34 protein-coding genes and 1 pseudogene are annotated in these 26,968 nt (G+C 42.9%); 30 read left to right on the forward strand and 5 right to left on the reverse strand.

Annotated elements, in window-relative coordinates:
* Positions 1–59: 59 nt before the first annotated feature.
* Entirely contained in the window at positions 60–419 is a 360-nt protein-coding gene (locus KJB05_RS08035) for a hypothetical protein (protein WP_208446552.1), read from the reverse strand.
* Positions 420–622: 203 nt separating this feature from the next.
* Between KJB05_RS08035 and KJB05_RS08040 the strand changes: the two genes are divergently transcribed.
* The 21 genes and pseudogenes from KJB05_RS08040 to KJB05_RS08180 all read left to right on the forward strand — a co-directional run bounded on the left by KJB05_RS08040 (position 623) and on the right by KJB05_RS08180 (position 16,124).
* A protein-coding gene (locus KJB05_RS08040) for an IS3 family transposase (protein ID WP_208446524.1) occupies positions 623–2,157 on the forward strand; the annotation gives its coding sequence in 2 pieces (ribosomal slippage) (positions 623–1,085 and positions 1,085–2,157; 1,536 coding nt in all).
* 11 nt (positions 2,158–2,168) lie between these two features.
* Positions 2,169–2,366: a hypothetical protein gene (locus tag KJB05_RS08045; RefSeq protein WP_208446447.1), complete on the forward strand. Its 198-nt coding sequence runs from the start codon at positions 2,169–2,171 to the stop codon at positions 2,364–2,366.
* A 136-nt stretch (positions 2,367–2,502) separates the two neighbouring features.
* Positions 2,503–2,802 carry a hypothetical protein gene (locus KJB05_RS08050; RefSeq protein WP_033006601.1) on the forward strand — a complete coding sequence of 100 codons (300 nt, stop codon included), beginning with the start codon at positions 2,503–2,505 and terminating at the stop codon, positions 2,800–2,802.
* 248 nt (positions 2,803–3,050) lie between these two features.
* Positions 3,051–3,362, forward strand: a complete 312-nt coding sequence (locus tag KJB05_RS08060) for a hypothetical protein (RefSeq protein WP_213053110.1) — start codon at positions 3,051–3,053, stop codon at positions 3,360–3,362.
* Between the two features lie 132 nt (positions 3,363–3,494).
* Positions 3,495–4,004: a DUF4303 domain-containing protein gene (locus KJB05_RS08070; protein WP_208446445.1), complete on the forward strand. Its 510-nt coding sequence runs from the start codon at positions 3,495–3,497 to the stop codon at positions 4,002–4,004.
* A gap of 146 nt (positions 4,005–4,150) precedes the next feature.
* Positions 4,151–4,598 (forward strand): annotated as a pseudogene (locus KJB05_RS08080) (GNAT family N-acetyltransferase).
* A 191-nt stretch (positions 4,599–4,789) separates the two neighbouring features.
* On the forward strand, positions 4,790–5,044 hold the full coding sequence (locus KJB05_RS08085; RefSeq protein ID WP_208446444.1) for a type II toxin-antitoxin system prevent-host-death family antitoxin: 255 nt from the start codon (positions 4,790–4,792) through the stop codon (positions 5,042–5,044).
* The gene (locus KJB05_RS08090) at positions 5,037–5,306 is read left to right on the forward strand and encodes a Txe/YoeB family addiction module toxin (RefSeq protein WP_069509627.1); all 270 of its coding nucleotides are present in this window, start codon (positions 5,037–5,039) and stop codon (positions 5,304–5,306) included. The genes KJB05_RS08085 and KJB05_RS08090 overlap by 8 nt, the downstream gene beginning before the upstream one ends.
* A gap of 261 nt (positions 5,307–5,567) precedes the next feature.
* Positions 5,568–5,879 (forward strand): hypothetical protein, encoded by a 312-nt coding sequence (locus tag KJB05_RS08095; RefSeq protein WP_213053110.1) that lies wholly within the window; start codon positions 5,568–5,570, stop codon positions 5,877–5,879.
* Positions 5,880–6,587: 708 nt separating this feature from the next.
* Positions 6,588–6,944: a hypothetical protein gene (locus tag KJB05_RS08110; RefSeq protein WP_208446443.1), complete on the forward strand. Its 357-nt coding sequence runs from the start codon at positions 6,588–6,590 to the stop codon at positions 6,942–6,944.
* A 2-nt stretch (positions 6,945–6,946) separates the two neighbouring features.
* Entirely contained in the window at positions 6,947–8,128 is a 1,182-nt protein-coding gene (locus tag KJB05_RS08115) for a PcfJ domain-containing protein (RefSeq protein ID WP_191116413.1), read from the forward strand.
* Positions 8,129–8,270: 142 nt separating this feature from the next.
* The gene (locus KJB05_RS08120; protein WP_244868318.1) at positions 8,271–8,675 is read left to right on the forward strand and encodes a hydrolase; all 405 of its coding nucleotides are present in this window, start codon (positions 8,271–8,273) and stop codon (positions 8,673–8,675) included.
* A gap of 33 nt (positions 8,676–8,708) precedes the next feature.
* Positions 8,709–10,243, forward strand: a protein-coding gene (locus KJB05_RS08125; RefSeq protein ID WP_208446524.1) for an IS3 family transposase whose coding sequence is annotated in 2 segments (ribosomal slippage) — positions 8,709–9,171 and positions 9,171–10,243 — 1,536 coding nt in all. Because the reading frame shifts where the segments join, the coding sequence is not laid out codon by codon here.
* Between the two features lie 668 nt (positions 10,244–10,911).
* Positions 10,912–11,514: a hypothetical protein gene (locus KJB05_RS08135; protein ID WP_208444461.1), complete on the forward strand. Its 603-nt coding sequence runs from the start codon at positions 10,912–10,914 to the stop codon at positions 11,512–11,514.
* Positions 11,515–11,670: 156 nt separating this feature from the next.
* Positions 11,671–12,435, forward strand: a complete 765-nt coding sequence (locus tag KJB05_RS28935; protein ID WP_208444460.1) for an ATP-binding protein — start codon at positions 11,671–11,673, stop codon at positions 12,433–12,435.
* A gap of 152 nt (positions 12,436–12,587) precedes the next feature.
* Positions 12,588–13,700: a DUF4236 domain-containing protein gene (locus KJB05_RS08145; RefSeq protein ID WP_208444459.1), complete on the forward strand. Its 1,113-nt coding sequence runs from the start codon at positions 12,588–12,590 to the stop codon at positions 13,698–13,700.
* Positions 13,701–13,839: 139 nt separating this feature from the next.
* Positions 13,840–14,244, forward strand: coding sequence for a hydrolase (locus KJB05_RS08155; protein WP_244142897.1), 405 nt, complete (start codon positions 13,840–13,842; stop codon positions 14,242–14,244).
* Positions 14,245–14,458: 214 nt separating this feature from the next.
* A complete protein-coding gene (locus KJB05_RS08165; protein WP_000086647.1) occupies positions 14,459–14,740 on the forward strand; it encodes a type II toxin-antitoxin system Phd/YefM family antitoxin in 282 nt (93 codons plus the stop codon).
* On the forward strand, positions 14,737–15,024 hold the full coding sequence (locus KJB05_RS08170; RefSeq protein WP_182020508.1) for a type II toxin-antitoxin system RelE/ParE family toxin: 288 nt from the start codon (positions 14,737–14,739) through the stop codon (positions 15,022–15,024). Before KJB05_RS08165 ends, KJB05_RS08170 begins: the two co-directional genes overlap by 4 nt.
* A gap of 151 nt (positions 15,025–15,175) precedes the next feature.
* Positions 15,176–15,634 carry a GNAT family N-acetyltransferase gene (locus KJB05_RS08175; RefSeq protein WP_038898338.1) on the forward strand — a complete coding sequence of 153 codons (459 nt, stop codon included), beginning with the start codon at positions 15,176–15,178 and terminating at the stop codon, positions 15,632–15,634.
* A gap of 100 nt (positions 15,635–15,734) precedes the next feature.
* Entirely contained in the window at positions 15,735–16,124 is a 390-nt protein-coding gene (locus tag KJB05_RS08180) for an MAPEG family protein (protein WP_208444457.1), read from the forward strand.
* A 77-nt stretch (positions 16,125–16,201) separates the two neighbouring features.
* Here the strand turns inward: KJB05_RS08180 and KJB05_RS08185 are convergent, their stop codons facing one another.
* Positions 16,202–16,432 carry a PAS factor family protein gene (locus tag KJB05_RS08185; RefSeq protein WP_005442035.1) on the reverse strand — a complete coding sequence of 77 codons (231 nt, stop codon included), beginning with the start codon at positions 16,430–16,432 and terminating at the stop codon, positions 16,202–16,204.
* Positions 16,433–16,853: 421 nt separating this feature from the next.
* Positions 16,854–17,252 carry a helix-turn-helix domain-containing protein gene (locus tag KJB05_RS08190; RefSeq protein ID WP_080641587.1) on the reverse strand — a complete coding sequence of 133 codons (399 nt, stop codon included), beginning with the start codon at positions 17,250–17,252 and terminating at the stop codon, positions 16,854–16,856.
* Between the two features lie 140 nt (positions 17,253–17,392).
* Here KJB05_RS08190 and KJB05_RS08195 point away from each other — a divergent pair, with 140 nt between their 5' ends.
* From KJB05_RS08195 to KJB05_RS08210, 4 genes are all read left to right on the forward strand, one after another.
* Positions 17,393–17,872 carry an ester cyclase gene (locus tag KJB05_RS08195; RefSeq protein WP_208444456.1) on the forward strand — a complete coding sequence of 160 codons (480 nt, stop codon included), beginning with the start codon at positions 17,393–17,395 and terminating at the stop codon, positions 17,870–17,872.
* A gap of 115 nt (positions 17,873–17,987) precedes the next feature.
* Positions 17,988–18,650, forward strand: coding sequence for a peptidase E (locus tag KJB05_RS08200; protein WP_208444455.1), 663 nt, complete (start codon positions 17,988–17,990; stop codon positions 18,648–18,650).
* 82 nt (positions 18,651–18,732) lie between these two features.
* Positions 18,733–19,149 carry a tetratricopeptide repeat protein gene (locus KJB05_RS08205; protein ID WP_244868319.1) on the forward strand — a complete coding sequence of 139 codons (417 nt, stop codon included), beginning with the start codon at positions 18,733–18,735 and terminating at the stop codon, positions 19,147–19,149.
* Between the two features lie 485 nt (positions 19,150–19,634).
* Complete coding sequence (locus tag KJB05_RS08210) at positions 19,635–20,003, forward strand: hypothetical protein (RefSeq protein WP_208444453.1); 369 nt, start codon at positions 19,635–19,637, stop codon at positions 20,001–20,003.
* 134 nt (positions 20,004–20,137) lie between these two features.
* On the opposite strand, the gene KJB05_RS08215 is transcribed toward KJB05_RS08210, so the two are convergent.
* A complete protein-coding gene (locus tag KJB05_RS08215) occupies positions 20,138–20,599 on the reverse strand; it encodes a DUF417 family protein (protein WP_208444452.1) in 462 nt (153 codons plus the stop codon).
* Positions 20,600–20,730: 131 nt separating this feature from the next.
* Here KJB05_RS08215 and KJB05_RS08220 point away from each other — a divergent pair, with 131 nt between their 5' ends.
* The 5 genes from KJB05_RS08220 (at position 20,731) to KJB05_RS08240 (ending at position 25,112) form a co-directional block, all read left to right on the forward strand.
* Positions 20,731–21,210 (forward strand): GNAT family N-acetyltransferase, encoded by a 480-nt coding sequence (locus tag KJB05_RS08220; RefSeq protein ID WP_208444451.1) that lies wholly within the window; start codon positions 20,731–20,733, stop codon positions 21,208–21,210.
* Positions 21,207–21,683: a GNAT family N-acetyltransferase gene (locus KJB05_RS08225; RefSeq protein WP_208444450.1), complete on the forward strand. Its 477-nt coding sequence runs from the start codon at positions 21,207–21,209 to the stop codon at positions 21,681–21,683. The genes KJB05_RS08220 and KJB05_RS08225 overlap by 4 nt, the downstream gene beginning before the upstream one ends.
* A gap of 209 nt (positions 21,684–21,892) precedes the next feature.
* The gene (locus tag KJB05_RS08230; protein ID WP_171370927.1) at positions 21,893–23,311 is read left to right on the forward strand and encodes an SLC13 family permease; all 1,419 of its coding nucleotides are present in this window, start codon (positions 21,893–21,895) and stop codon (positions 23,309–23,311) included.
* Between the two features lie 3 nt (positions 23,312–23,314).
* Entirely contained in the window at positions 23,315–24,652 is a 1,338-nt protein-coding gene (locus KJB05_RS08235; protein WP_038896477.1) for an ATP-binding protein, read from the forward strand.
* Positions 24,639–25,112, forward strand: a complete 474-nt coding sequence (locus KJB05_RS08240) for a response regulator (RefSeq protein WP_005442071.1) — start codon at positions 24,639–24,641, stop codon at positions 25,110–25,112. The genes KJB05_RS08235 and KJB05_RS08240 overlap by 14 nt, the downstream gene beginning before the upstream one ends.
* Positions 25,113–25,201: 89 nt before the next feature.
* Here KJB05_RS08240 and KJB05_RS08245 read toward each other — a convergent pair whose 3' ends face one another.
* Entirely contained in the window at positions 25,202–26,908 is a 1,707-nt protein-coding gene (locus tag KJB05_RS08245; protein ID WP_208444449.1) for an EAL domain-containing protein, read from the reverse strand.
* Positions 26,909–26,968 lie beyond the last annotated feature (60 nt).

Consider the following 26,968-nt stretch of genomic DNA (forward strand, 5'->3'; position numbering starts at 1 on the left):
CACTAAATTCAACGCATAGTAAAAATGCCACGCGTTGCGAATCCCTCTTGAACAGTTTGTTATGTACGTAGTTTAAAATGAACACCTGAGCTTTCAAATTCTATGCTCCCAAAGCCACCTACCACCTTGAAATATGATTGGTTCTTTTCAAAGTAGTCGATGTTTCCGTAGTCTTTTGAACCGTCAAGGTCTATGGTCGGCTGCATATCATTTTGATTCAAGAGCCCATTAATACTTAAAACACCCTCAAAAAGAAGAGACCCCAAACGATAGCAAGTATGCTCACCTATTTTTGGAGCTTCATAATATTTAGACTCAGGCCAGATGCTAAACTCTAGTTCAATTTCAAAAGCTTGATCATTGTAGTGCCAACCCAAAACAAATGAATCCTGAAGGTCTACACCTACGAGAAAATCCATATTTTTCTCCAAGTACATAACGCCGCATTAAGGTGTGAGCAACGCTACCACGAAACTAAACCATTACACCGTAAACACAAAACCCAACGTTGGAATGGTAAATGCCAAGCGTTGGGAATCACTCTTAAATGCTTTGTTACCCCCTCTGGCAGGATAGTTGTCACTGTTAAAATTTAACCAGTTTGGGCGGTAAAGAATGAATTTTGTCTCGTATTCCAGCAGAAAGAAAAGAAGCTATATTGAAGAAACTACTGCCTCCATACTCCATGTCGGTAAGCCAGGTTTCAAAAGAAGAAGGTATTAGTACAGCAACCCTGTATCATTGGCGACAGCAACTCAGACGTTCAGGAGCCGCTGTGCCAAATAGCAATACTTCATCAGAGCAGTGGTCTGCTCAAACTAAACTTGCCATCGTCGCTGAAACTTACTCGATGACCGAGAATGAACTCAGCCAATATTGTCGTGAAAAAGGCCTGTTCCCCGAGCAAGTGGAAAACTGGCGAAGCGAATGTATGCAAGGCTTCATGTCGAGTAAAGAGCGTGAAGCCGAAGCTAAGAAACAAGCGAAAGCCGACAAGCTTGAAATTAAAGAGCTGAAAAAAGAACTACGACACAAAGAAAAGGCGCTCGCTGAAACCGCAGCTCTGTTAGTCCTGCGAAAAAAGCTGAGAGCCTTTTACGGGGAAGAGCCAGAGGACGACTAACCTCAACCGATGAAAGGCAGTGCTTGGTTGGTCTTATACACGAGGCTAGACAAAGTGGTTGCCGTTTAGAGCCAGCTTGCCATGAAGCCCAAATCGACCTGAGAACTTATCGGCGTTGGTATCAGCAAGGTGAAGTTCAAGCTGACAAAAGGCCAATATGTACTAGGCCAGAGCCAGCGAATAAGCTATCACAACAAGAGCGGGATGCGATTATAGAGGTCTGTAATCGCTCGGAATACGCTAGTCTACCACCGACTCAAATCGTTCCGACGCTTCTTGATAAAGGCGAGTATATCGCCTCTGAAGCGAGCTACTATCGGGTTCTGAGAGCGCAAGGTCAACTTCATAATCGAGGGCGTCAGAGAAGTCGGCAAAAACCACCTAAGCCAACAAGTTATACAGCAACAGGACCGAACCAAGTCTATACATGGGATATTACTTACTTGCCTTCAAGAGTTCGTGGACAGCACTACTATCTGTACGTAATAGAAGATATCTACAGCCGCAAAATCGTTGGTTATGATGTCTATGAATGTGAGTGTGGTGAGCTAGCGTCACAGTTATTGCAACGAACGTTGATGCGTGAACAATGCTTTAATCAACCGCTGGTGCTGCACTCGGATAATGGAGCACCAATGAAATCACTGACGTTCAAAGCAAAAATGGATGAGCTAGGCATTACCTCATCTTATAGTCGCCCAAGAGTAAGCGATGATAACCCGTATGTGGAGTCACTGTTCCGAACGGTAAAGTATATGCCGAGTTGGCCAACAAAAGGCTTTGAACAGTTGGATGCGAGTCGCTGTTGGGTTGAGGCTTTTGTACGTTGGTACAATACGGAACACAAGCATAGCAAGATAAATTATGTGACACCTTCACAGCGACACAATGGTAAAGACCGAGAGATTTTAGAGCGTCGCGCAAAGGTGTTACTTGCAGCAAAGCGCAAGAATCCAGAGCGATGGTCAGATGATATTAGGAACTGTGAGCCAGCTGGAGTGGTTCACTTAAATCCAGATAAAGAAGCCGCTTAATAAGTAAGCGAATGATGACAACTACCTTGAAAAACGCCGGGTTGTCTGAAGTCGGAAATTTAGCTGGTATTGACACCGATATCCAAATTTTCACACTTAGCAAAGATGTAGAAGGTCGAATAATGGATGATATAGATGGGTACTATGTCGACACAGATTCTAAACATCACTTTATTGGTGTTATCGTGATCTTTACGAAAAAAGCCTAACAAACTGTTCAAGAGGGATTCGCAACGCGTGGCATTTTCACTATGCGTTGGTTTAAGTGATTAAGGTGGTATGCAGTAGCTCAGGTATTGCGTTGCTCACCCCTTAACAGGGCGTTAGAGCGCAGGAGAAAAAAGTATGAACATGACCGATATAGTTGAATACATCTCATATCTTATCGCCGGCATTATTATCGCTCCCTTCGGCTTTATGTTGTTTAAAGAATTCATCGGTAAAGATCGCAAGACGGTCACAAATGAAGTCAAATCTACGGTAGGAGACGAATCGAGAAAGTTCCTGGGCGGTAGATATAGTGATGCAGTTGTAGGTCAGTTTGTCGAGTTTAAACTGATAATAGCGATAGGTTTGCCAGTAGTTCTATTTCTAGGGATCTCTTCCTTGGTAAATTCTCTTTTGAAAGTTCTGTTCAAACTTTGAGTTGCGCTCTAACAAACTGTTCAAGAGGGATTCGCAACGCGTGGCATTTTCACTATGCGTTGGTTTTAGTGTTTAAGGTGGTATGTGGCGGCTTTTGTATTGCGTTGCTCACCCCTTAACAGGGCGTTATGTGTTTAATTTGAGTTCAGTATATGAATCATGAGTTTTATTAGCACTTGATTGAGAGTGATGAATTTTGTTTGTATTTGGGGCGTTTAACTTTATTGGTTTCAAAACTTGAATCTAGATTGAAAGAAATAATTATTGCCTCAGAGGTTAAAGTTAGAATCAAGTTAGATAAACCGACATTAGGTCCTTTAATCGGTTGCTGCAAAGAACACCAACTTGTGAATAAAGACGTCGTTTTTTTGTTGGGTTACATATTGGAACGTCGCAATTACGTAGTTCACAATTTGTACCCATTGTTCGATGGTAAAATTGAACCGACCCTTTTACCAAATGACAATCTGGTTTCAGAAGATGCAGAATATCTTTTTGCTAAGTGTGTTCGAGAGTTGTCGGAAGAGGTGAAAGAAACTCTTAAAATGTTAAACACATAACAAACTGTTTAAGAGTGATTCGCAACGCGTGGCATTTTTACTATGCGTTGCGTTTAGTGTTTAAGGTGGTATGCAGCGGCATCGGTATTGCGTTGCTCACACCTTAACAGGGCGTTATACATTTGGAGCAATATGAAACTTAAGCAACTAGAAAGTATGCTCTACAAGGCGACCAAATCAATAATAGTAAGGTTGTCGTCTGAGTTTCCGCAGCATCACTTTTATTACGTAGCTTTGGTCACAACTGGAGAGGGGCATCGACCTATATTTTCGGCTTGGTCTGACGAACTGTTACAAACCGAAGCTTCATCCTTTGAAGACCGAGAAGAAATAAAATGGTCATATGCAGACTCACCGTTGTTTGGTTTCTGCGATGAATACTTCTCAGATGTTGAACTGCTTTTGGACAATGTGACCGCTGAATGTGGTTTTAGTGAAGAAACTACGGCAGTTCTTTTACCTGCGATGGAGTCGACTCTTAAGCGCTTGGATATTGAAGGTTATTTAGATAGCTTAAATTGTCGAAATAAACTTTATATCAACGCAGAAATCATGCCGCCAGACGTGACAAACGTTGAACGAGCATATAGGTTAAATCCGCGTGAGTCCTTAGATAGTTGGCTTCGAGAGGCGGCGGAATAAATGTATAACAAATTGTTCAAGAGTGATTCGGCACGCGTGGCATTTTTACTATGCGTTGGTTTTAGTGGTTAAGGTGTTATGCGGGAGCTTCGGTATTGCGCGCCTCACACCTTAACAAGGCGTTATGTGCTTTGGTGGAAATGAATATGGAAATCACAATCAGACGTATCGAAACAGAAAGCATTGAAGACAAAGGCATATTCGAGGCTTTGTTTAGAGAGTACCTATCTGGATTCACAGTCGAACTAGATCTCTCAGTAATTGCTCAGCTATTTGCGTTGCCTTATTTCCACGGATTTATCAGTTTTGTCGATGATAAGCCTGCCGGTTTTGCGGTTTGCTTTGAATCGTTCTCAACTTATCGTGCGCAAAGGGTGATGAATATCCATGATTTTATGGTGTCGGGCAACGTTCGTGGTAAAGGCGCAACTGAATGGTATAGAACGGTATTGTCGTGATAATGATTACCTCAAAATCACATTAGAGGTCGGTGATGATAATGTTGCAGCGAAAAAGCTCTATAGCTCATTAGGCTACGAAGATTACAGAGTAGTTTTGAAAGGGCAGCAACATTGGCAAAAGTACCTCAATTAGCACGCACATAACAAAGCATTTAAGAGTGATTCGCAACGCTTGGCAGTTTCGCTTCGCTCAAGTATAGCCAAGCGTCGCTCACACCTTAATGCGGCGTTAGTTGCCTTTTCAACACCGCATGTTCAATTTACTGTACAAGTATGTGGCTGAAGACTATACTTGTTCCATTAAATGTACATATGGAGGTTCTTATGAGAATCGTATCTTTTACTGAAGCTAGAAATGGTCTTAAAGCTGTTTTGGACGGTGTAGTTAATGACGCAGATACAACAGTCATTACACGCCGTGACTCTGAGGATGCTGTGGTTATGTCTTTAGATTACTACAACAGCCTTATGGAGACAGTGCACTTACTACGTTCTCCTAAGAATGCTGAACACCTAAACCGATCAATAGCACAGTACCGTGCTGGAAACACAACAGCACGAGAGTTAATTGATGAGTAGTAGTCAACGTTTACTATCGTGGACTGATGAGGCTTGGGGCGACTATCTGTATTGGCAAACCCAAGATAAGAAAACACTTAAGCGCATCAACAAACTTATCAATGATGTTAAGCGTTCTCCTTTTGAGGGTATTGGTAAACCTGAGCCGTTAAAAGAGAACTTATCTGGTTTTTGGTCTCGCCGCATCGACGACACTAATAGGCTTGTTTACGCAGTAGATGATCAAGCGATAACAATAATTTCATGTCGCTACCACTACTAAATCAGGTTTAGTGGCCGGGCATCTAACAAACAATTCAAGCAGATTCGTAACGCTCGGCGAATTTACTATGCGTTGGTTTTAGTGTTTAAGGCGTAATGCGGAGGCCTTTGTATTGCGTTACTCACACCTTAACGCGGCGTTATGTGTTTAATTTGAGTTCAGTATATGAATCATGAGTTTTATTAGCACTTGATTGAGAGTGATGAATTTTGTTTGTATTTGGGGCGTTTAACTTTATTGGTTTCAAAACTTGAATCTAGATTGAAAGAAATAATTATTGCCTCAGAGGTTAAAGTTAGAATCAAGTTAGATAAACCGACATTAGGTCCTTTAATCGGTTGCTGCAAAGAACACCAACTTGTGAATAAAGACGTCGTTTTTTTGTTGGGTTACATATTGGAACGTCGCAATTACGTAGTTCACAATTTGTACCCATTGTTCGATGGTAAAATTGAACCGACCCTTTTACCAAATGACAATCTGGTTTCAGAAGATGCAGAATATCTTTTTGCTAAGTGTGTTCGAGAGTTGTCGGAAGAGGTGAAAGAAACTCTTAAAATGTTAAACACATAACAAACTGTTTAAGAGTGATTCGCAACGCGTGGCATTTTTACTATGCGTTGCGTTTAGTGTTTAAGGTGGTATGCAGCGGCATCGGTATTGCGTTGCTCACACCTTAACAGGGCGTTATGTTTCTTAGTCGAGTGTAGAAAACTATAGTTAATATTCAGATGCTTATTGTGAAAAAGGAGAGTTGATGGATGTGTATTCGTTACTAGCATTTGCGGCTTTTCTAGTGCTCATATCTTCAATGATAGTGCTCCTTGGGAGTAGTATTTCCCTCGGATTGCAGATGAAAAGAATAGACCCGAGTAGATATAAAGCGATCTACTTTTTGTTTGTTCCTTTTTCTAGTGCGCTTCTCTTTAATTACGTAAGAAGTAGCGAAAATATCTCGAAGTATCCTGAAAGTAGCTCTTGGTTGTTTACTGTCATTCGATATTCTATGGTGTCACTCTTCATATCCTTTGTTTTTATGGGATTTTCTGCTTTTTTAGCAGCAGGTAAAAGCTAAGTTTTTAGCCGGTAAAATTGTTCTGCTCATTTACGGTAACGTACTGGCGGGTGGTAATAAACATAACAAATTGTTCAAGAGTGATTCGGCACGCGTGGCATTTTTACTATGCGTTGATTTTAGTGGTTAAGGTGTTATGCGGGAGCTTAGGTATTGCGTGCCTCACACCTTAACAAGGCGTTAGCTTTACAAAATAGGAGATAACATTGGATAATTTTATGCAAGTTCTTGAGCTGTTAGCTTCTTGGCCGGGCGTTGCCGTACTGACAGTACTAATGTTGCGCAAGCCGTTGACTAAACTTGTTGATAGGCTCATTACAGGCAATGAGTCCAAAATCAAAATAGGGCCTATAGAAGCTGAACTCGGTAAGTTGGCAGAAGAGGGCACTAAAGCTGTTGGCTCATTGAATGAAATAAATTTAATCGTAGCTCGTGGTAAGCTCTTAGAACTTGAATTTGCTGAACGTAGTGGTATCAGCTCAACGTTTACCGAGACCCAAAAAAGAGAGCTAAAGTCAGTTGTTAAAGAGCTTAGGTTAAAGCTTAGAGAACTAGAGTCATAGTTATGTTCAAAGGTTTAAAGGTTTATTCCTTACGGAATAAAACACTGGTTTCATTTCAGCCACTTACAGATATATACATAGCTTTTAAAGAGAAAAATGGATTAGTCTATGTTGATCGTATTTGTTCGTTCGAGCGAGATGTGAATCTATTCGATATCGACTTACCTGTTATCGAATTGTATGAGGAACCAGAGTTTTCGTGGCTATCAAATGTTATTTCCCCTAATCATATTGACTGGATAAAACGAATAGCACATAAACAAATTCTTTTGACTAACTCTGTGAACTCAAGTCGAGAGATACGAGAGTTATTTGATTCATTCCCAACCCTTGTATGGTTAATGGTATCTGAGTTAGACAATAACTGGAGCCATCACACTTTCAGCTACTATAGTTTAATAAAGCGTAGGGAAATTTTATCAAAAATCACAGGGCAGGAATGTACTGGTAAACACGTTAAGTTTTTAAAGAAGCTTGATGTTCTAAATGGCTCTGAAGAAGAAATTGCCATAATAAAGCAGTCTCTACAAAGTGAAGCTGTAGTGGACTCTTTCAAACATAGAGAGCAAATAAACTCACTTGAGCTATATCTCGTCCATGCTTATCCTTTTTTAATCGGCTCAGGACTTTTACCAGAATTATCTAGCACGAAATGTAACTACTTTGCTGCGGTTAAAGTCGGAATCGCCGAACTGTTAAAAACCTATCAAGATACAATAGAACTTGGAAATGCGTTGGATTTCAAAAACAGCAAAATGTTAGTTGCTGCGTGTGAAACGACAGAACAACTAGAGTCACTGCATAGAAAGTGGATCCGTCAGTTAAACAAAAGTCATACTTATTTAACTAATGATATTAACTTTGAGCCTTTTCCCGTCCAAAGTGATACGCAGTTTCAGTTCATTTCTTCTGTTAATCAGTTGATCCAAGAGGGTAGGGTAATGAAACACTGTGTTGCTACATATCGCGAAAAGGCCTTAAATAAGACGAGCTATATTTTTCGAGTCACTTTTCCTCAAAGAGCAACTATGGAGCTAGGTTTTAAAGCTGGAGTGTACTTTCTGAAACAGTTAAAGCTAGTGTCTAATGGGGAGCCGTCACGCGAAACCTATAAAGTTGTTACAGATTGGATTGAAGAAATAAATGTAAGCTTAGGCTTGAAAGATCGACGTAAGCAAAGCTAACAAGCAATTTAAGAGGGATTCACAACGCTTGGCATTTCTGCTTCTACTTCAAATTTAGTGTTTATGGCACAATGCTTTAGGTTTGGGGGAAGGCGTTGTTCACCCCTTAATTGGGCGTTATGTGCTTTGGGAGAAAATGGAAATGGATATTCCCGACAGATTCAAAAATGTAAGATACGTTTCATCCCGCATTCCGGGTTGCAAAGATGATTCAGACTTAACGCTTGGAGCTAACAGTCAGGTCTTTGCTTATAACCTGCTCAGAGACTTCGGTCTAAATCCACCTAACTACCGTTCTAGTGAATTGTGGGATGACTCGGAGTTTAGTGAGGTGGTTATTGAGTTTAAGCCGCTAGATATCATGATGTACAACGACTCTACTGACTCATACGGCGCACACGTTGGGGTGTATGTCGGTAATGGACTCGTCTACCACCTTTCTTTATCCAATGGCGTACCCATGTTTGAGCGCCATTTAGACTTACTTCAACAAAGTAGGTATCAGTTTTTTATTGGCCCCCTCTGGCAGGATAGTTGTCACTGTTAAAATTTAACCAGTTTGGGCGGTAAAGAATGAATTTTGTCTCGTATTCCAGCAGAAAGAAAAGAAGCTATATTGAAGAAACTACTGCCTCCATACTCCATGTCGGTAAGCCAGGTTTCAAAAGAAGAAGGTATTAGTACAGCAACCCTGTATCATTGGCGACAGCAACTCAGACGTTCAGGAGCCGCTGTGCCAAATAGCAATACTTCATCAGAGCAGTGGTCTGCTCAAACTAAACTTGCCATCGTCGCTGAAACTTACTCGATGACCGAGAATGAACTCAGCCAATATTGTCGTGAAAAAGGCCTGTTCCCCGAGCAAGTGGAAAACTGGCGAAGCGAATGTATGCAAGGCTTCATGTCGAGTAAAGAGCGTGAAGCCGAAGCTAAGAAACAAGCGAAAGCCGACAAGCTTGAAATTAAAGAGCTGAAAAAAGAACTACGACACAAAGAAAAGGCGCTCGCTGAAACCGCAGCTCTGTTAGTCCTGCGAAAAAAGCTGAGAGCCTTTTACGGGGAAGAGCCAGAGGACGACTAACCTCAACCGATGAAAGGCAGTGCTTGGTTGGTCTTATACACGAGGCTAGACAAAGTGGTTGCCGTTTAGAGCCAGCTTGCCATGAAGCCCAAATCGACCTGAGAACTTATCGGCGTTGGTATCAGCAAGGTGAAGTTCAAGCTGACAAAAGGCCAATATGTACTAGGCCAGAGCCAGCGAATAAGCTATCACAACAAGAGCGGGATGCGATTATAGAGGTCTGTAATCGCTCGGAATACGCTAGTCTACCACCGACTCAAATCGTTCCGACGCTTCTTGATAAAGGCGAGTATATCGCCTCTGAAGCGAGCTACTATCGGGTTCTGAGAGCGCAAGGTCAACTTCATAATCGAGGGCGTCAGAGAAGTCGGCAAAAACCACCTAAGCCAACAAGTTATACAGCAACAGGACCGAACCAAGTCTATACATGGGATATTACTTACTTGCCTTCAAGAGTTCGTGGACAGCACTACTATCTGTACGTAATAGAAGATATCTACAGCCGCAAAATCGTTGGTTATGATGTCTATGAATGTGAGTGTGGTGAGCTAGCGTCACAGTTATTGCAACGAACGTTGATGCGTGAACAATGCTTTAATCAACCGCTGGTGCTGCACTCGGATAATGGAGCACCAATGAAATCACTGACGTTCAAAGCAAAAATGGATGAGCTAGGCATTACCTCATCTTATAGTCGCCCAAGAGTAAGCGATGATAACCCGTATGTGGAGTCACTGTTCCGAACGGTAAAGTATATGCCGAGTTGGCCAACAAAAGGCTTTGAACAGTTGGATGCGAGTCGCTGTTGGGTTGAGGCTTTTGTACGTTGGTACAATACGGAACACAAGCATAGCAAGATAAATTATGTGACACCTTCACAGCGACACAATGGTAAAGACCGAGAGATTTTAGAGCGTCGCGCAAAGGTGTTACTTGCAGCAAAGCGCAAGAATCCAGAGCGATGGTCAGATGATATTAGGAACTGTGAGCCAGCTGGAGTGGTTCACTTAAATCCAGATAAAGAAGCCGCTTAATAAGTAAGCGAATGATGACAACTACCTTGAAAAACGCCGTTGGCGCTAAGCGTATAAAACAGTTTGGTGCATAACGTAAGCACGCACATAACAAACTGTTCAAGAGGGATTCGCAACGCGTGGCACTTTTACTATGCGTTGGTTTTAGTGATTAAGGTGGTATGCGGCAGCTTTCGTATGGCGTTGCTCACCTCTTAACAGGGCGTTATGTGTCTTGGTCAGGATTACGTCGAGCCAGCTACTTAAAATGAGATAATATCCGCTTTTAAATGAATTACAGGGAGTGTAAATGAAAAAAGTCGAGCGATTTGAGTCACTAATCAGAATCATGGATGTGGTTGTAACATGTCTAGCAGTACTAATAGTAGCAGTTGGTATCTTTTCCACTGTCTTGCATGGAGTTCAACTAGGTATTGGCGCTCTCGTATCTGGGATAATGTTATGGATAGCCAAATTTTTCATATGTGGCATATCATATACATTGATTCAGATAGCAAAGAATACTGCTCCAAAAGCTTCAGGTGAAAACACATAACAAACTGTTCAAGAGGGATTCGCAACGCGTGGCATTTTTACCATGCGTTGATTTAAGTGATTAAGGTGGTATGCGGCGGCATTGGTATTGCGTTGCTCACCCCTTAACAGGGCGTTATGTTTTCGGAGAGGTTATGGAAATCAAAGATTTGCTTCCTATTCTTGGGGTAGCTCTTGGTTGGGGGCTGAGTGAGCTTGGTGGTTTTATGAAAAACCGCGCGGCGCGAGCTAGAACTATAAAGCAAGCTATAGCTACTTTATACAAACTGAACTTTGATATGCTTCAAGTAAAGAGAGTCCAAGAGTATTATAAAAGTAACGCTCCAAGTGATCTTGCTACTTGGGAAAGGGGTAGACAGCGAAGTTTTCAAAAGCATCTCAACTTTTCAGAAAAGACGTTAGGCAAAATTAATGAATCAGTATCATTGATCTCACAAGAGTATCCATTACTGGCATTTAGGCTGGACGGTGCAATTAGCGCTTACACGTCGATAATTAATAGCAAATTGGACTCTGCTATTGATAACAAAGACCTTTATATGACTATGCTTGGCAAAATTGAAGTTAGCCAGTTAGCTTCTCAAGCGATAGTCGAGAAAACAATTTTTACGTTAGCATTCCGTGTGGATTTTCTGCTTTGGGTAAGCCTTAAGCTAGATATGCGAAAGTTCAAGCAAGGTATAAATAAAGGCGACCTAGTGCACTCAAGCCAAGTGTTTCGTGGCAAAAAAACATAACAAAGCATTTAAGAGTGATTCTCAACGCTTGGCATTTTTCATTCCATCGTTGAGTTCAGTGTTTACGGTGGTAAGGTTGGGTTTCGTGGTCGCGTTGTTCACACTTTAATGCGGCGTTAGTTGTTTTACCAAACTTCGGGATAATAGGAAGCAATTGTGATCATTAATAAGAACTGGGATTTAGATATCGCTTTTGAAGTAATCAACGATAGGTACTATCCCGGCGGTTTGCAAAGTGGTCCTCAACGGAATAGACAAATTGAAACTTGGGGTCAACTGGTTGGTAAAACTAGAGCACTTGAGCAACTAGATTCGTTGATCGCGAGTTGTGGCTCTATAAATAAAATGTCTCAGTCTGTCCGTATGAGTTCGGGGAGCATTAAAAAACTTAGAACGTTTTTTGAGTCTCTTCCTGATGAACTGGAAGTCATTGAAGATAATGTTCAACATAGATTCATTGAGGGTGAGGTTTGTTCTTTAGAAGAAGATTTGACCCATGAGTTTAAAGAAGTAAAAGGAAGTAATCCTGCTAAATCTATCCAGAACTTGGTTGACGAATACGTGGTTGCATTCCTTAACGGATCTGGTGGTAGTATTTTCTGGGGCATTTGCGATGATGGTAAGGTGAAAAGTTTACATCTATCAACGGCACAAAAGGACGAGATAAACAAAGTTGTTAACGCTAAGATTGGTACGATTCAGCCAGCAATAGATCCAACAAAAATCACTGTTAGGTTTCACTCAGTAATAAATACCGAGAATGGGTATGTTTTTGAAGTAAACGTCCCAAAATCAAACACCATTGGTTTGTTTTTCAATTCATCTGGTGACACTTGGGTTCGAGTAAATGGCTGCAAGCAAAAATTAAAAGGTTTAGCTCTGCAAGACTATATTCTAGAGCGTATGCAAAAAAACAACTAACAAACTGTTTAAGAGTGATTCGCAACGCGTGGCATTTTTACTATGCGTTGGTTTAAGTGTTTAAGGTGGTATGCGGGAGCTTCGGTATTGCGTTGCTCACCCCTTAACAGGGCGTTAAGCCGCAAGAGTGTCAATTTAAGTTCGGAGAAGATATGGGACTCTACATAAGAAAGAGTATCAGCGTTGGCCCATTTCGTTTCAATTTGTCAAAATCTGGATTTGGCGTTTCAGCTGGTGTTAAAGGTCTGAGAGTCGGAACTGGTCCAAGAGGTAACTATGTCCGTATTGGAGCGAATGGTATTTATTATCGTTCGACTATTCCGATTGGTTCTCAGGAACGAATTGTCGACGACACTATTCAGCCCAACTATCAAGAGTCCTTCGAAGCACCGACTCACGAACCACTGAAAGAAATTGAGTCAGCGCATGTTTCGCAGATAGTAGACTCTTCTTCAGCTGAGCTGCTAAAGGAGCTTAATGAGAAACAGAAAAAGTCTAGTTCATGGCCTTTTATTTTTATTCTATTTTTCGCTGTTGTTTTTGGAATTCATAATGCCGAGCTCCCTAAATGGGTTGTCGCTTTGACTGCTGTGTTGGGGGGTGTTTCTACTTGGGTTTGTTATACGAGAGACACGTTAGCTAAGACAACAGTACTTTTCTATGACTTTGACTCCGAAATGGAACTTGCTTATGACAAGCTGTTTTCGGCAGCAGAACAAATGGCAAAAGCTAATAAATGTTGGCATATATCAGCCTCAGGCAAAGTTCTTGATAAAAAATATCATGCAGGTGCAAGCAATCTTATAGATCGAAAGCTGACATCGATTATGATCTCAGAACCGCCACGATTAAAAACAAATGTGAAGACAGTCTCTATTGCAGTAGGTCGTCAAACATTACATTTCTTTCCTGACCGAGTGTTGGTCTATGACACTACAGGTGTCGGAGCTGTGAGTTACCAAGATTTGGTTGTGATGGTCGGAGACAAAAAATTTATCGAAGAAGAGTCAGTTCCTGCTGATGCATTGATCGTTGATAAAACGTGGAAATACGCAAATAAGTCCGGTGGACCAGACCGCAGGTTTAAAGATAACCATGAGCTACCAATTTGCCTATATCAGGAAATGTCATTCACAAGCCAATCAGGTCTTAATGAGCTAATTCAATTATCAACTCGAGGGCCAGCGGAAAAGTTTGAAGCCTCTGTAAATTGTTTAGCAGCAGTTCTTCCAAGAGAAATTGACAGCGATAAAATTGCGGCTTAACAATCTGTTTAAGAGTGATTCGCAACGCGTGGCATTTTTACTATGCGTTGCGTTTGGTGTTTAAGGTGGTATGCGGCGGCATCGGTATTGCGTTGCTCACACCTTAACAGGGCGTTATGCGCTTAGGGAGAAAATGGACATGGATATTCCCGATAGATTCAAAAATGTAAGATACGTTTCATCCCGCATTCCAGGTTGCAAAGATGATTCCGACTTAACGCTTGGAGCTAACTGTCAGGTCTTTGCGTATAATCTGCTCAGAGACTTCGGTCTAAATCCACCTAACCACCGTTCTAGTGAACTGTGGAATGACTCAGAGTTCAGTGAGGTGGTCACTGAGTTTAAGCCGCTAGATATCATGTTGTACAACGACTCTGCTGACTCATACGGAGCACACGTTGGAGTGTACGCCGGTAATGGACTCGTCTACCATCTGTCTTTGTCCAATGGCTTACCCAAGTTTGAGCGCCATTTAGACTTACTTCAACAAAGTAAGTATCGGTTTTTTATTGGTGCCAAGCGTATAAAGCAGTTTGGTGCATAACGTAAGCACGCACATAACAAACTGTTCAAGAGGGATTCGCAACGCGTGGCATTTTTACTATGCGTTGATTTTAGTGTTTAAGGTGGTTTGCGGCGGCTTCGGTATTGCGTTGCTCACCCCTTAACAGAGCGTTATAACACAGAATCAACTTCTTGCTCAAAAAGGACAGTTGAACTATTATTTGTACGTTATTTTGTACTAATGGGAGTTCAATATGAGTCGTATTCATTTCGATCAAGATATTCAGCCTTTGTCTGAGTTTCGTGCCGGTGTAGCTTCATACATCAAACAAATCAATGAGACTCGTCGTCCATTGGTTATTACGCAACGTGGCAAAGGTGTTGCTGTCGTTCTCGATGTTGCTGAGTATGAAGCAATGCAAGAGAAAATCGAATTACTGGAAGAAATGCGCACAGCAGAAGCTCAGTTAGCTTCTGGTCTCGGTGTTTCCAATGATGATGCGCGTGCTCAAGTACTTGGGCGTATTAAAAAATGAAAGTAGTCTGGTCTCCATTAGCACTTCAGAAACTAGGTGATGCAGCGGAGTTTATTTCTTTGGATAACCCACCTGCAGCAGAGAGGTGGGTAAACGAAGTTTTTGATAAAACTGAACTACTTGGAAGTATGCCTGAAATGGGGCGGTTTGTTCCTGAAATGCCCCACACGAACTATCGCGAAATCATCTTTGGTCACTATCGTGTTATCTACAGTTTAAGTCACGAAATCCGCGTACTAACAGTTCGTAATTGTCGTCAAATTTTATCGGAAGATGACGTGTAAAACTGTGTTATAACAATAAATTTAAGAGTGATTCACAACGCTCGGCGCTTTCACTTCAAGCCAGTTTAGTGTTTATGGCACAATGTTTTAGGTGAGGTGTTAGCGTTGTTCACACCTTAATTTGGCGTTATGTGCTTTGGTGGAAATGAATATGGAAATCACAATCAGGCGTATCGAAACAGAAAGCATTGAGGACAAAAGTATATTCGAGACTCTGTTCAAAGAGTATCTGTCTGGATTCTCAGTTGAACTAGATCTCTCAGTAATTGCTCGGCTATTTGCGTTGCCTTATTTCCACGGATTTATCAGTTTTGTCGACAATAAACCTGCTGGTTTTGCGGTTTGCTTTGAATCGTTCTCAACTTATCGTGCGCAAAGAGTTATGAATATCCATGATTTTATGGTGTCGGACAGCTTTCGCGGTAAAGGGGTTGGCAAGGCGCAATTGAATGGTATCGAACAGTATTGTCGTGATAATGATTACCTCAAAATCACACTAGAAGTCGGTGATGATAATGTTGCAGCTAAAAAGCTCTACAGTTCATTGGACTACAAAGATTACAGAGTAGTTTTGAAAGGGCAGCAACATTGGCAAAAGTACCTCAGTTAGCACGCACATAACAAACTGTTCAAGAGGGATTCGCAACGCGTGGCATTTTCACTATGCGTTGGTTTTAGTGTTTACACTTCAATGCAAACAAGGATGACACATGGACATTTTGATTTTTTGTTTAATCGTTGCTGTTTTGCTTCCTTACATTGCAAAAATCCCCCTTGTTGTAGCGATGCATAAAGCTGGTGGCTACGACAATAACTATCCTCGCGAACAACAGGCTGAATTGAAGGGGTTTGGTGCTAGGGCGTTAGCTGCGCATCAAAACGCTTTTGAATCTTTAATAGTATTTGCCTCGGCGGTTCTTGTTGCTATATCGACCGACACTATAAACGCGAATGTTCAGTTCCTAGCGTTGACACATATTGTTTTCAGAGTTGCCTACCATTTGCTTTATTTATTGAACTTGGGCATTTTACGTTCGATATCTTGGGCAATTGCGATGGGCTGCGCGTTTGGCATTATGGGGCAATGTCTTTCAGGTTAATCGTTCGAGAAGAATCATATTGAATTAAAGAAAAACGGCCCGTCAGGGGAGTTGGGCCGTTACAAGTGTAAAGCTGATTAACGTTCAGGAGTTGTTAACAGTCTCACTGCGCTGTCTACCGCATTGTCGATACCTTGACGGCTCTCCAACTTACCAGAACTCGCAGGACCAAGTGCGCATGCGTAGAGAGCAAGCTGTTTATCAAATGGCAAATCCAATTGCTCATAGAGATTTTGGCGAATCTTTGCGTGGTGTTCAGGTTCTTGGTTAGCAAGGTTGACAAGCGTGTCGTAAATAAGCGTTTTCATATAATTCCTTTTTTATTGCACGGGGTGCATATGTATTGTATTCGATTACAATCAGAAATTAAGAAGCACCAGTCACAGAAAAATGGTCTGATATAAATTCGCTAAGCGAAGTAACTTCGATATGGCAGGAAAATAAATATCAATAAAATCATTAATATAAATAAAATTCTGTGTTGGTTGTTTTGCTGATCTTATCTACGATAATGCTGTGAAAAAGAACACTAATTTTGCGAGGCGAATGGTCGTAATTCAACTCTAAAAAGCTTACTTTGTTGCAGTCTAAGTGGTTCAGTGATTGTCTTTTGTTATTGACGAATGCCTTAACAAAAACAGATGAATAATGCTCAAGTTTGATTTTGAGAATTTCGTACATTGAGAAAAAAGGAGCGGTCAATCGCTCCTTTTTCTATTTGTGGAAGTACTAACCATCCAGGCGCTTAAACACATCGTTAATCAGGCGCTCTCGGTCATTTATCGCTCTGTCGAGAAAGTCTTTTGGGGCGTTCGTTTCTGGAGCGTACTTACTACTCCAAATCATCATTTCTAGAAGAATAGGCAGCATATCCTTGCCTTTTTGTGTCAGAGAGTAGACCTTTTTTCGCTTGTCAGAAGGGTCTACCTGTTTCTGAACTAATCCCTCTTTTTCAAGATTTTCCAAGCGACTCGACAAAATGTTTGTGGCGACTTTTTCCTCTGAGCCTTGTAGCTCGGAGAAAGAGTGTTTACCAAAAAACATCAGATCTCTCAGCACAAGTAGGCTCCATTTATCACCAACGATATCCAGAACATTGGAAATTGGGCAGTCGGAGCGTCTAGACATGATATTCCTCGATTTAATCTTGATAACTGTGGTTATGATAATTGACTTGCAAAATGCAAGCAAATTATTTAACTTGCAAAGTGCAATCTAAATTAAAGCCACGAGGAAGTGGCCGACGAGAACCGAAATTGGAGTAACTTATGACTAATTCAAAGATTGAGTTTGAATCCTTTATCAAGGCTCATTGGAGTCAGGAAGACAAAGCGAATGCAGAGGCTGCGTTGACGTTTGTACAACAGATAATGAACGATCATAATTTTGACGCCATCCGAGATCGCTTCAAAGGTAAAAACTATAAACAGCACAATCGCAATATGGCAGATGGTATCGAGGGCGTTATCAAAACCATGAGTGATTTGGTGAAAAATGCACCAGAGTTTAGCTACGATGTGAAGTACGTTTTTGTAGATGGAGCACACGTCATTGTGCATTCTCATGCCACGCTTAAGGCAGCGCATCGTGATGATGATTCAAAAGGGATGAACATCATCGATACATGGAAGGTGGAAGATGGTGAATTAGTAGAACATTGGGATGCAGTTCAAGGAATCAGCATGGACATGCGACTGTATAACCTGTTTGCTGGTGGTAAGGTACGGAATACAAATGGGGTGTTTTAAAACGCTCGTATTTCCGTTTCCGAACATGGAGTGTAAAGGGTTTTAAGTTCTTGCGTTAACTCTCCATTCTGTTCATCACAAAGCATGTTTTTTAAAGGACTAAAAGAGCACTCGTATGGAGAAACATTGCGTCGTTCTGGGTGGAGGCGGCTGGATGATGGGAGAGATCCCAAGCCAACTCGACGAGTACATCTTGTATTTAACGGGCAAGAAGAACCCCAAAATCTGTTATCTCTCAACTGCTACTGGCGATGCGGAGGAGGTCATCACCCGTTTCCACAATGCCAAGTTGAGTGAACACCTCACACACTTTCCTCTGTTCAAGTTAGAGAAAGGCTGGCGAACCAGTTTGTTCGAGCAAGACGTGATTTACGTTGGCGGTGGCAATACCCGTTCTATGTTGGCTCTATGGAAAGAATGGGGCATCGATGAGATTCTCAAAGAGTGTTACAACCGCGGCACCATACTTTGCGGGATGAGTGCTGGCGCTATTTGTTGGTTCGATTATGGGATTACCGATAGTGATCCAGAGGCTTACTCCATCATCAAAGGGATTGGTCTTTTGAAAGGTTTAGCATCTGCTCACTTTGTTGAGAACGACGAGAAACACGACCTGTTCGAGCGCTTTGCTCGTAGTCATCTTGATGTGATCTGCTACGGTATCAGTGATTATGCCGCCCTGCATTTTGTCGATGGTAATCCAAGCAAAGCCATATATAGCGATGAGAATGCTCAAATCACAATCCGAAATGGCAATGATGAAATTTCAAAGAGATAAACCCAACTTAGATGCGCTTACACGACTGTGCAAAAGCGGGAGTAGATGTCTTCTCTTTTGGCTTCGAAGGCAGCCAGAGGCGTTGCAATGGCAACAGATTTTGTTATCTGACAGCTTAAGAGTGCTGGGCAACTACCAAACCTCAATAAACATCGGAGAGCGTGTCGCGAAAAGCGCTTTGAGTAACAAGCATCATTTTTGGGCTTTGCACGTTTTGGCAACATCAAAACAGTACATGGGCGACTATGATGAAGCGATAAGCTTGTTCATACAAAGTCAGGCGTCTGCCACTGAGCTGTATTTGAGCTTTAGTTATCAGCATTTGGGCAAGTTGTATGTAGAGCAGGGGCGATTGAAAGAGGCAGAAGCGCTGTTTAATGAAGCACTTAACATCAGACGAAAATACGATAAGCCGCTTCTGGAGTCATCGACGTTAAAAGCGCTCCAAGGATTGGAAGAGTTAAGGAAGAACAGTACAAGGAACGTATATGAACCGTAAGATATGGCTTTTCATTGCCATTGTATTGCTAAGTGGACCTACCGTGTTACCTATTAGCCTAGAAGCATTCTTCCTCGTTGAGCTCGTTGGCTTTCTAGGAATATGGTCAATTTGTTCCAGCTATGTGTATGCTATCTGTGCTAACCCTTATACACGACGCTTTTGGGCATGTTTTACAAGTCCGGAGCAGCATTGGCTTACTCATTTTCCAATGATGGAACTGAAACGTCATCCGTCTCTCCTCATTCACATGCTGCCATATCGAAGCGTTTTAGCGTGGTCCATCCCTACACTGGTTAGTGTTCTGCTTATGGCAGGTTTTCGCTTTTAGTACAGATTTGTGACCGGTTAGAAAGAGGCGATGTAATTGAACTAAATATCAGTCTGTTTCTAATTGCTAGTCTCTCCAAACTCTTTATATGTCCTTTTGATTAACTTATCGCTAGTGGTTTGATGAGGGCATAAGTAATTCAAGGAGGAGAGTAATGGAAGCACATTGGAAAGTAATAGAAGCCTTAGCGAATGGCACGAATCCAATAACAGGAGAGGTGCTGCCAAGTGAATCTCTTTACAACGATCCTATCGTTATTCGAGCAATGTTTGCTGTTTTGCAAGACTTAAAGCAATCATCAAAAGCGAACAAAACCAAAAGAACCATTGAGCAAAGACAGCGAGAAAATGAATTGAATGGTTTACCAAAGAACGCAGGATTGCCTTGTACACCGGAGCAGCGCGAGCGTTTATCTGAACAGTTTTCCTCTGGTACAGAAATAACCTCGCTCGCAGAAGAGCATGGTAGAACCCGTAATGCCATAACCGCGGAGCTAAAAAAGCAAGGACTGATAGAAGCTTAATGCCTCAATAAACAGTTTGGTAAATAAAGAAAGCCCCGTAAATAGTGCGGGGCTTTGCAGCGACAACCATGCTTTAAGAGGGGTCGATACTTTTGATGCTTTCGACTTTCTCTTTCTCTTTTCTATCTCTAAAACTACGCAATCGCCGGCGTCAAACTTGGTTTGTTTCGCTCAACCACGCTGATTGAAATCGCAAGGAACAGAATATCTTTCACAAGGAAAAAGTTCGCAATCAAAACACCGTCGGAAACTTTCCAAGTATTTGGTGTCGTAACTAGGAAGCTCAGTGTCGCGAGGAAGATAACACTTGCAGCGATACCCGAGTAGTAAGCAACCGTTGGTTTTTTCAATCCAACCAATAGGCCGATTGCGACGATGATTTCGGTTAAGCCAATGATATTAGATACAGCTTGAACGGAAATGATGCCGTATAGCCAAGACATGGCAGGGTGATTAACCACCAAAGGTTCAATTAATTTGGCTTTAGTTGGGGTGAATTTATAAATACCCAGCCAGATAAGAACAAGGGCAACGCCAAATACGCCAAGGTAGTAACCAAATTGTGTCGGTTTTTGGGAAACAGATGATGTATGCATAATAACTTCTCCTATAAAAGCATGTTTTCAAATGACCGACAGTTGAATTATAAAATTCTTGAATTTATGGTTATATAAAATAACTAATGTCTATATAGCAAAAAGACGAAGAATAAAAAGGATTGGCTTAGATGGAATTTATTCCTGTAGATTTATCACGTCATTTGGATTTGTGTATCGCGTTTCGAAAAGACGCTTATGAGGTCAGTTTTGGCCATCAGGATGGGTTTGATATTCAAGAAATCACTTCTTGGTTTCAATCGATCGTTAATGACAACGAAGCGGGATTCTTCCATGCCATTAAAGATGGTCAAATCATAGGGCAACTGGAGTGTCGACATCCGGTTTTGGACGATGAAGGGCTGCGATTTGGTTACATTAACCTGTTTTACTTGAAGCCAGAATTCCGCAATCAAGGACTGGGGAAGCAGTTACAAGACTTCTTATTGAAGCGTTTTGTCGATGGTGGTTGTGCCTACGCCAGATTACGCTGCATTCCGGGCAATGATGCCGGTGAACGTTTTTATCGAAAACATGGCTGGTATCCAGTAGGAGAACCAAGTGGGCGAGGGCAACTCATGCAGATTGATTTATTAAGAGGCATTGGATGATTATCCGTGAATTTCGTGAGCAAGATGCCCCGATACTGTGGGCACTTTTCTACAACACTATCCGCAACATTAATCTTAGAGATTACACCGAGCAACAAGTGAAAGCTTGGGCGCCGGACGAATTTGATGCACAACTGTGGCTAAAGAAAATGACCGCTATCCAGCCTTTTGTCGTTCAGCTAGATGGCGTCATCGTGGGCTACAGCGATGTACAGCCAAGTGGATTAGTCGATCACTTTTTCTGCCATCATGAATACCAAGGGCAAGGTGTGGGACGTGCATTGATGACTCATGTAATCAAGCAAGCAGAAGTAAAAGGGGTGGATAGGATCTATTCAGAAGTGAGTATTACCGCTCGTCCTTTCTATGAGCGCATGGGTTTTACTGTCGTGAATGAGCAGCAAATCGAAGTCCGTGGTGCAACGTTAACCAACTATGTAATGGAAAGGCTCTTAGACAAAAAGGATGTGTGATCAATAAATAATCCTCGCTCAATTAGTGAGCTTGAACACAGATACCGCATGTTTTCTGCAGTGAATAAGAGTTCATTGATCTAACACCAGAATTCCTCCTCAAAAGCGCGCGCATAATTTCTCTTCGGAGTGGCGAAAGGAAGCCAGTTAAAACAGCTCCTTACGTCAGTTATCTCACGGCAAACCATCTCAGGAAGAGAAGTAGTACTATGCGCCCTTATCTCAAATACATCATCCCAACGGTGATCCCTTTGCTCATTTTGCTGATGCCACTGTCAGCGTTTCCATTCGAAGGTATGACCATCATTCAGCAGCGCGTTATCGCGATATTTTTGCTTGCTGCACTCTGTTGGGTATTTGAACCGATCCCAATTTACGCCACCTCTGTGGTGATCATCGTGCTTGAGTTGTTGCTCGTTTCCAACAAGGGCATCATTTTCTTTCGGCTTGATGAGGGAGAACCTCATTTTGGTGAGTTGCTGCAATACAGTGACATCATGGCCACGTTCGCCAGCCCAATCATCATGCTGTTCTTAGGTGGATTTTTCCTCGCGATGGCGGCAACCAAGTATCGATTGGATGTGAACTTAGCGCGCGTACTGCTTAAGCCGTTCGGACAAAACCCGAAATACGTCATGCTGGGCTTAATGCTGATTACGGCAATCTTCTCGATGTTTATGTCGAACACAGCAACGACGGCGATGATGTTGTCCATCTTGACGCCGGTTATCGCGGTGTTTGGCCCGAAAGATCCAGGGCGCATTGCGTTTGCGTTGTGTATCCCTGTCGCGGCAAACATCGGCGGTATTGGTACTCCAATTGGTACGCCACCGAACGCGATTGCGCTTAAATACCTAGTGGGTGACAACCTTATTACCTTCGGAGAATGGATGGTGTTTGGCGTACCGTTTGTCATTGTGATGATGGCGCTAGCATGGTTCCTGATCGATTTTCTCTACAAAGCTGAGACGACAAAAATTGACCTCAACATCAAGAGTAAATTCTTGAAAACGCCGAAAGCCATCATTGTGTACATCACGTTTGTGGGCACGATTCTGCTTTGGTTGATGGGCTCAGCGCACGGTATGAACTCTTACACGGTAGCGTTGATTCCGGTCGCGGTATTTTCACTGACGGGCATCATCAACAAAGAAGATCTGAAAAAGATTTCTTGGGATGTGCTTTGGTTGGTATCTGGCGGTATTGCGTTGGGTCTTGCACTAGACAAGACAGGTTTGGCGAGGCTGGTGGTTCACAGCATTCCATTTGATGAATTCTCGCCTTATGTGGTGCTGTTCGGTGCGGCGTTCTTGTGTTTGCTGATGGCGAACTTTATGTCTCATACCGCGACAGCGAACTTGCTGATGCCAATTATGGCGGCGCTCGGCACCTCAATGGCATCGTTAACACCGCTCGGCGGTGAAGTGACGTTGATTCTTGTGGTGACCTTTGCGGCATCGCTTGGTATGTCTCTGCCAATCAGTACGCCACCAAATGCGTTGGCTCACGCTACTGGCCATGTGCAAAGCAATCAAATGGCGCGTGTTGGTGTCGTGTTAGGTGTGGTGGGTGTGTTGTTGAGTTTCTTGATGGTGTGGATCCTTCACACCGTAGGACACATTGGTTAAGCCATGTACGAGAGTAAATTAGATACGCTGGTAGAGCGTTACTTCAATCATATCGAGCGTCGCATTACGGTGTCGGCAGGCTCGGTATTGATTGAGCAAGACGGCTACAACGAGCGGCTCTATTACGTATTGTCTGGCGAGCTTGCTGGTTATTTCTCTGAGGATGGCAAAAAGCAGACTCAGGTGTTTGCGGCATCTAAGGGCGCGTTTATTGGTGTGCACAGTTTCTTCTCTGGAACGTGGACTGCCTCTTCAACGGTGATTGCCCAAACGGACGTTGAGTTAGCGTGGATTGAGCGCAATACGCCAGCGGTAGAAGCGGGTAAGTACGGCCCTTTAACCGCGCAGTTTATGCCCGTAATGGTTAACGAGCTTTCTCGCCGTCAACGCCGAGCGATGCAAGAAGCGTTGGGCAAAGAGAAGGCATTGCAAAAACTGCATACCGCAGAGCAAATGACGACACTTGGCCAACTTGCTGCAGGCATTGCGCATGAGCTTAACAATGCCATTGGCGTGGTGAGCAGTAAGTCAGAGCGCTTGGAATCCGTGATCATGGGATTGCTTGAAGAGGTGCATCCTGAAGCGAGCCAGTTTTTTGATTTTGGATTGATGCAAGGGCAAAAAATCTCTTCAAGTGAAGCAAGAACACGAGGGCGACATTTCGAGAAATATTACGGTCTGCCTAAAGATTTAGCCCGTGAATTAGCTCGCGCTGTCCCGACCGATTACCTTAACGAGCACTGGTTAAAGCGGCCAGAAGAGGCGATTCGTTACTGGCAGATGGGGCGGGATTTGCACGATTTGCGCATTGCCTCAAAACACACCGTTGGCATCGTGAAATCAGTGAAACAGCTAGGTCGTACAGACATAGACAAAGAAGAAGGACTTAGAGTTAATGACTCAATAAACCAAGCGCTTGCTTTGCTACAAAGCGATTTAAGACGTGTAAGTGTGCGCTTTAGTCCGGCTGATTTACCTTTGTTTGTTGGCTCACAAACCGAGTTGGTGCAGATTTGGGTCAACATTTTAAAGAACGCTTGCGATGCGATGAGAGAAACGGACTCGCCAGCGATAGAGATACAAACGCGTGTGAGCAAAAATAAGATCTTAGTAACCATTGCAAACAACGGTCCTGAGATTAATGAAGCGACACGCAGAAAGATTTTCCGACCAAACTTCACGACCAAGAAAGGTGGGTTGTCGTTTGGCTTAGGGCTAGGGCTGTCGATCGTGAAGCGCATTGTGGCGGGCTATAACGGTTCGATTGCAGTGAAAAGTGACAGCGAAAAAACCATATTTAGAATTAAACTACCGGTAGAGGACGAACATGGACAAGCTTAATTTAATTTGCGTTGATGACCAGCGAGAGGTGTTAAGCGCGGTTCTGCAAGACTTACAGTCGTTAAGCCAGTGGCTCAACATTGAAGATTGCGAGTCTGCCGATGAAGTACTTGAATTAATGGATGAGTTAGATGCGGAAGGCGAGATGATTGCGTTGATCATTTCTGACCACGTGATGCCGGGTAAAACAGGTGTTGAGCTGCTAACGGAGATTTCCAAAGACAGCCGATTCATTCGTACGCGCAAAGTGCTGCTTACCGGGCAGGCGACGCACACGGACACAATCAATGCGATCAACTCTGCGGGTATCGACCGTTACTTCGAAAAACCGTGGCAGGCAGAGCAATTGGTGGAATGTGTGAGAAACTTGGTGACGAAGTACATCTTCGATATGGGGTTAGACTACACCGAGTACCACGAGCATTTAGATCAGAATGTTGTGTTTGACCGTCTGAGATAACTGCTGAATACGATACAAACTGAGCTAGAAAACTCGCTAGCTCAGTTAGATTTTGTCGTTGTTTAAGAAGCTATTGGTTTAAAAAGAAACTACTGGCTTAACGTGTATCGGCTAGCACTGGCCACCGATAGGGGTTTCGAGAACCAATAACCTTGCAGGTAATCCACGCCCATTTCCGCAAAGAAATCACACATCTTGGCGTCTTCAATGCCTTCAATCACCACTTCGATATTCTGTTCACGACACATGGTGATCAAGAATTTCAAATACTCATGCGATGAGCGGTTGGTGAGGGTTTTCCACGCCATCGATTTATCGATCTTAATTTGCGTCATTGGCAAATCAAAGAAGCAGTTTAACGAGCTGTAGCCCGCACCAAAATCATCTAGGGAGAGAGAAAAACCAAGCTCTCGCAACGTATTTAATGGCGCGATGGCGGCTTGGTTGTTGTCGAGAATAAAGGTCTCGGTTAGCTCAAGCACAATGGCTTGCGGCTCTATGCCGACTGCATCTGTCATTGCTTTGATTTTGCTCGGGAACTCGCTATTGAGAAGCTGTAAAACAGACACGTTCACATTCACGCGAACTTGATTTTGATAGCGTTCGCGATAGCTCTTAATGAACTGACATGCCTTCTCAAACACTTGGTAGCCAAGCTCGACAATCAAGCCTTTGTTTTCCGCTACAGGGATAAACTCATCCGGGTAAATTTCACCAAACTCTTTGCTGCGCCACCGAACCAAAGATTCAAAACTCACCACTTGCAGATCGGATGCACTGACGATTGGCTGAAATTTTACGCTCAGCGTTCTTTCTTCCAGTGCGTTTTTCAAACCTTGCTCAATAAAGAAATAACGGTCCACTGCGTACTGCGTTTTCTGGCTGTACACCGCGATTCGATCTTTGTTCTTCTCGTTCGCGTATTGGCATGTGCGGGCTGCTTTACGCACGATCTCTTCGGCTGAATGTTCTGGGTCAACACATGGGTATAAGCCGATGCTGATGTTGCTGCCGAGGTACTGGCCTTCTTCCACCACTGCTTCGTGATAGTTTTGCTTGATGGTCTGAGCGTAGGCTTGTAGTGCTTCCAGCGGCACATCATCAAGCACGAGGATGGCAAAGTCATCATCGTGAACCCGATAAACGGTGCAGTTAGGAGAAGGGAGGTGGCTTAAGGTTTGCAGCAATTTCTCAACCAAGCCGTCAACAAGTTCACTGCCGTATTGGTTGAGGTAGGATTTAATCTCTTCAATCTGAATGTAAAAAATCGACGCGTGAGTGCTTTGCGATTTCACAAACTCATTAATGTTCAGCAGCAGGTGCGCGCGGTTTGCCATGCCAGACGCGTTGTCATGAAAGGCGACCTGATGGATGTAGCTTTCCATCAGTTTTCGCTCAGAAATGTCTCTGTGGCTGCCAACCATATAATGACCTTGTTCTGTTTCTTTGGTCATTGCGACGCCTTCAATCCAAACGTATTGGCCATTTGGTTTGCGCAGGCGGTAGGTTGTCGTTACACGTGTGTTGTCGGTATTGATGTGGGCGTCAACGCGTTTAGACAGGCGTTCTCTGTCTAACGGATGCACCAAATCTAACCATCTATCGAGGTTAATGCGGCCCGCATTGATACCAAATTGCTCATAGAAGCGCTGATTGTAGAAAACCATGGTGCCAAACTCATCCATGTAGAAGAGTCCTTCACTGAACACATCGAAGATATGGATGAAGCGTTGTTCAACGATCTGCAAAAACTCGCGATCGTGCTCAGAAATGGTTTGATCAACCTTGTTGGTCAAGATACTGCCCCCGCAATCCAAATTGCTGTGGAGATAAGTATATAAGTCGGGCTACACGCA

The sequence above is a fragment of the Vibrio sp. B1ASS3 genome (genome assembly GCF_905175355.1).
Taxonomy (GTDB): Bacteria; Pseudomonadota; Gammaproteobacteria; order Enterobacterales; family Vibrionaceae; genus Vibrio; species Vibrio owensii.

Excerpts from the sequence above, each read along its gene's own strand:
- KJB05_RS08035 (WP_208446552.1), bottom strand. The coding sequence starts at position 419 with ATGGATTTTCTCGTAGGTGTAGACCTTCAGGATTCATTTGTTTTGGGT.
- KJB05_RS08045 (WP_208446447.1), top strand. The coding sequence starts at position 2,169 with ATGATGACAACTACCTTGAAAAACGCCGGGTTGTCTGAAGTCGGAAAT.
- KJB05_RS08050 (WP_033006601.1), top strand. The coding sequence starts at position 2,503 with ATGAACATGACCGATATAGTTGAATACATCTCATATCTTATCGCCGGC.
- KJB05_RS08070 (WP_208446445.1), top strand. The coding sequence starts at position 3,495 with ATGAAACTTAAGCAACTAGAAAGTATGCTCTACAAGGCGACCAAATCA.
- KJB05_RS08085 (WP_208446444.1), top strand. The coding sequence starts at position 4,790 with ATGAGAATCGTATCTTTTACTGAAGCTAGAAATGGTCTTAAAGCTGTT.
- KJB05_RS08090 (WP_069509627.1), top strand. The coding sequence starts at position 5,037 with ATGAGTAGTAGTCAACGTTTACTATCGTGGACTGATGAGGCTTGGGGC.
- KJB05_RS08115 (WP_191116413.1), top strand. The coding sequence starts at position 6,947 with ATGTTCAAAGGTTTAAAGGTTTATTCCTTACGGAATAAAACACTGGTT.
- KJB05_RS08120 (WP_244868318.1), top strand. The coding sequence starts at position 8,271 with ATGGATATTCCCGACAGATTCAAAAATGTAAGATACGTTTCATCCCGC.
- KJB05_RS08135 (WP_208444461.1), top strand. The coding sequence starts at position 10,912 with ATGGAAATCAAAGATTTGCTTCCTATTCTTGGGGTAGCTCTTGGTTGG.
- KJB05_RS08145 (WP_208444459.1), top strand. The coding sequence starts at position 12,588 with ATGGGACTCTACATAAGAAAGAGTATCAGCGTTGGCCCATTTCGTTTC.
- KJB05_RS08155 (WP_244142897.1), top strand. The coding sequence starts at position 13,840 with ATGGATATTCCCGATAGATTCAAAAATGTAAGATACGTTTCATCCCGC.
- KJB05_RS08165 (WP_000086647.1), top strand. The coding sequence starts at position 14,459 with ATGAGTCGTATTCATTTCGATCAAGATATTCAGCCTTTGTCTGAGTTT.
- KJB05_RS08170 (WP_182020508.1), top strand. The coding sequence starts at position 14,737 with ATGAAAGTAGTCTGGTCTCCATTAGCACTTCAGAAACTAGGTGATGCA.
- KJB05_RS08175 (WP_038898338.1), top strand. The coding sequence starts at position 15,176 with ATGGAAATCACAATCAGGCGTATCGAAACAGAAAGCATTGAGGACAAA.
- KJB05_RS08180 (WP_208444457.1), top strand. The coding sequence starts at position 15,735 with ATGGACATTTTGATTTTTTGTTTAATCGTTGCTGTTTTGCTTCCTTAC.
- KJB05_RS08185 (WP_005442035.1), bottom strand. The coding sequence starts at position 16,432 with ATGAAAACGCTTATTTACGACACGCTTGTCAACCTTGCTAACCAAGAA.
- KJB05_RS08190 (WP_080641587.1), bottom strand. The coding sequence starts at position 17,252 with ATGTCTAGACGCTCCGACTGCCCAATTTCCAATGTTCTGGATATCGTT.
- KJB05_RS08195 (WP_208444456.1), top strand. The coding sequence starts at position 17,393 with ATGACTAATTCAAAGATTGAGTTTGAATCCTTTATCAAGGCTCATTGG.
- KJB05_RS08200 (WP_208444455.1), top strand. The coding sequence starts at position 17,988 with ATGGAGAAACATTGCGTCGTTCTGGGTGGAGGCGGCTGGATGATGGGA.
- KJB05_RS08210 (WP_208444453.1), top strand. The coding sequence starts at position 19,635 with ATGGAAGCACATTGGAAAGTAATAGAAGCCTTAGCGAATGGCACGAAT.
- KJB05_RS08215 (WP_208444452.1), bottom strand. The coding sequence starts at position 20,599 with ATGCATACATCATCTGTTTCCCAAAAACCGACACAATTTGGTTACTAC.
- KJB05_RS08220 (WP_208444451.1), top strand. The coding sequence starts at position 20,731 with ATGGAATTTATTCCTGTAGATTTATCACGTCATTTGGATTTGTGTATC.
- KJB05_RS08225 (WP_208444450.1), top strand. The coding sequence starts at position 21,207 with ATGATTATCCGTGAATTTCGTGAGCAAGATGCCCCGATACTGTGGGCA.
- KJB05_RS08230 (WP_171370927.1), top strand. The coding sequence starts at position 21,893 with ATGCGCCCTTATCTCAAATACATCATCCCAACGGTGATCCCTTTGCTC.
- KJB05_RS08235 (WP_038896477.1), top strand. The coding sequence starts at position 23,315 with ATGTACGAGAGTAAATTAGATACGCTGGTAGAGCGTTACTTCAATCAT.
- KJB05_RS08240 (WP_005442071.1), top strand. The coding sequence starts at position 24,639 with ATGGACAAGCTTAATTTAATTTGCGTTGATGACCAGCGAGAGGTGTTA.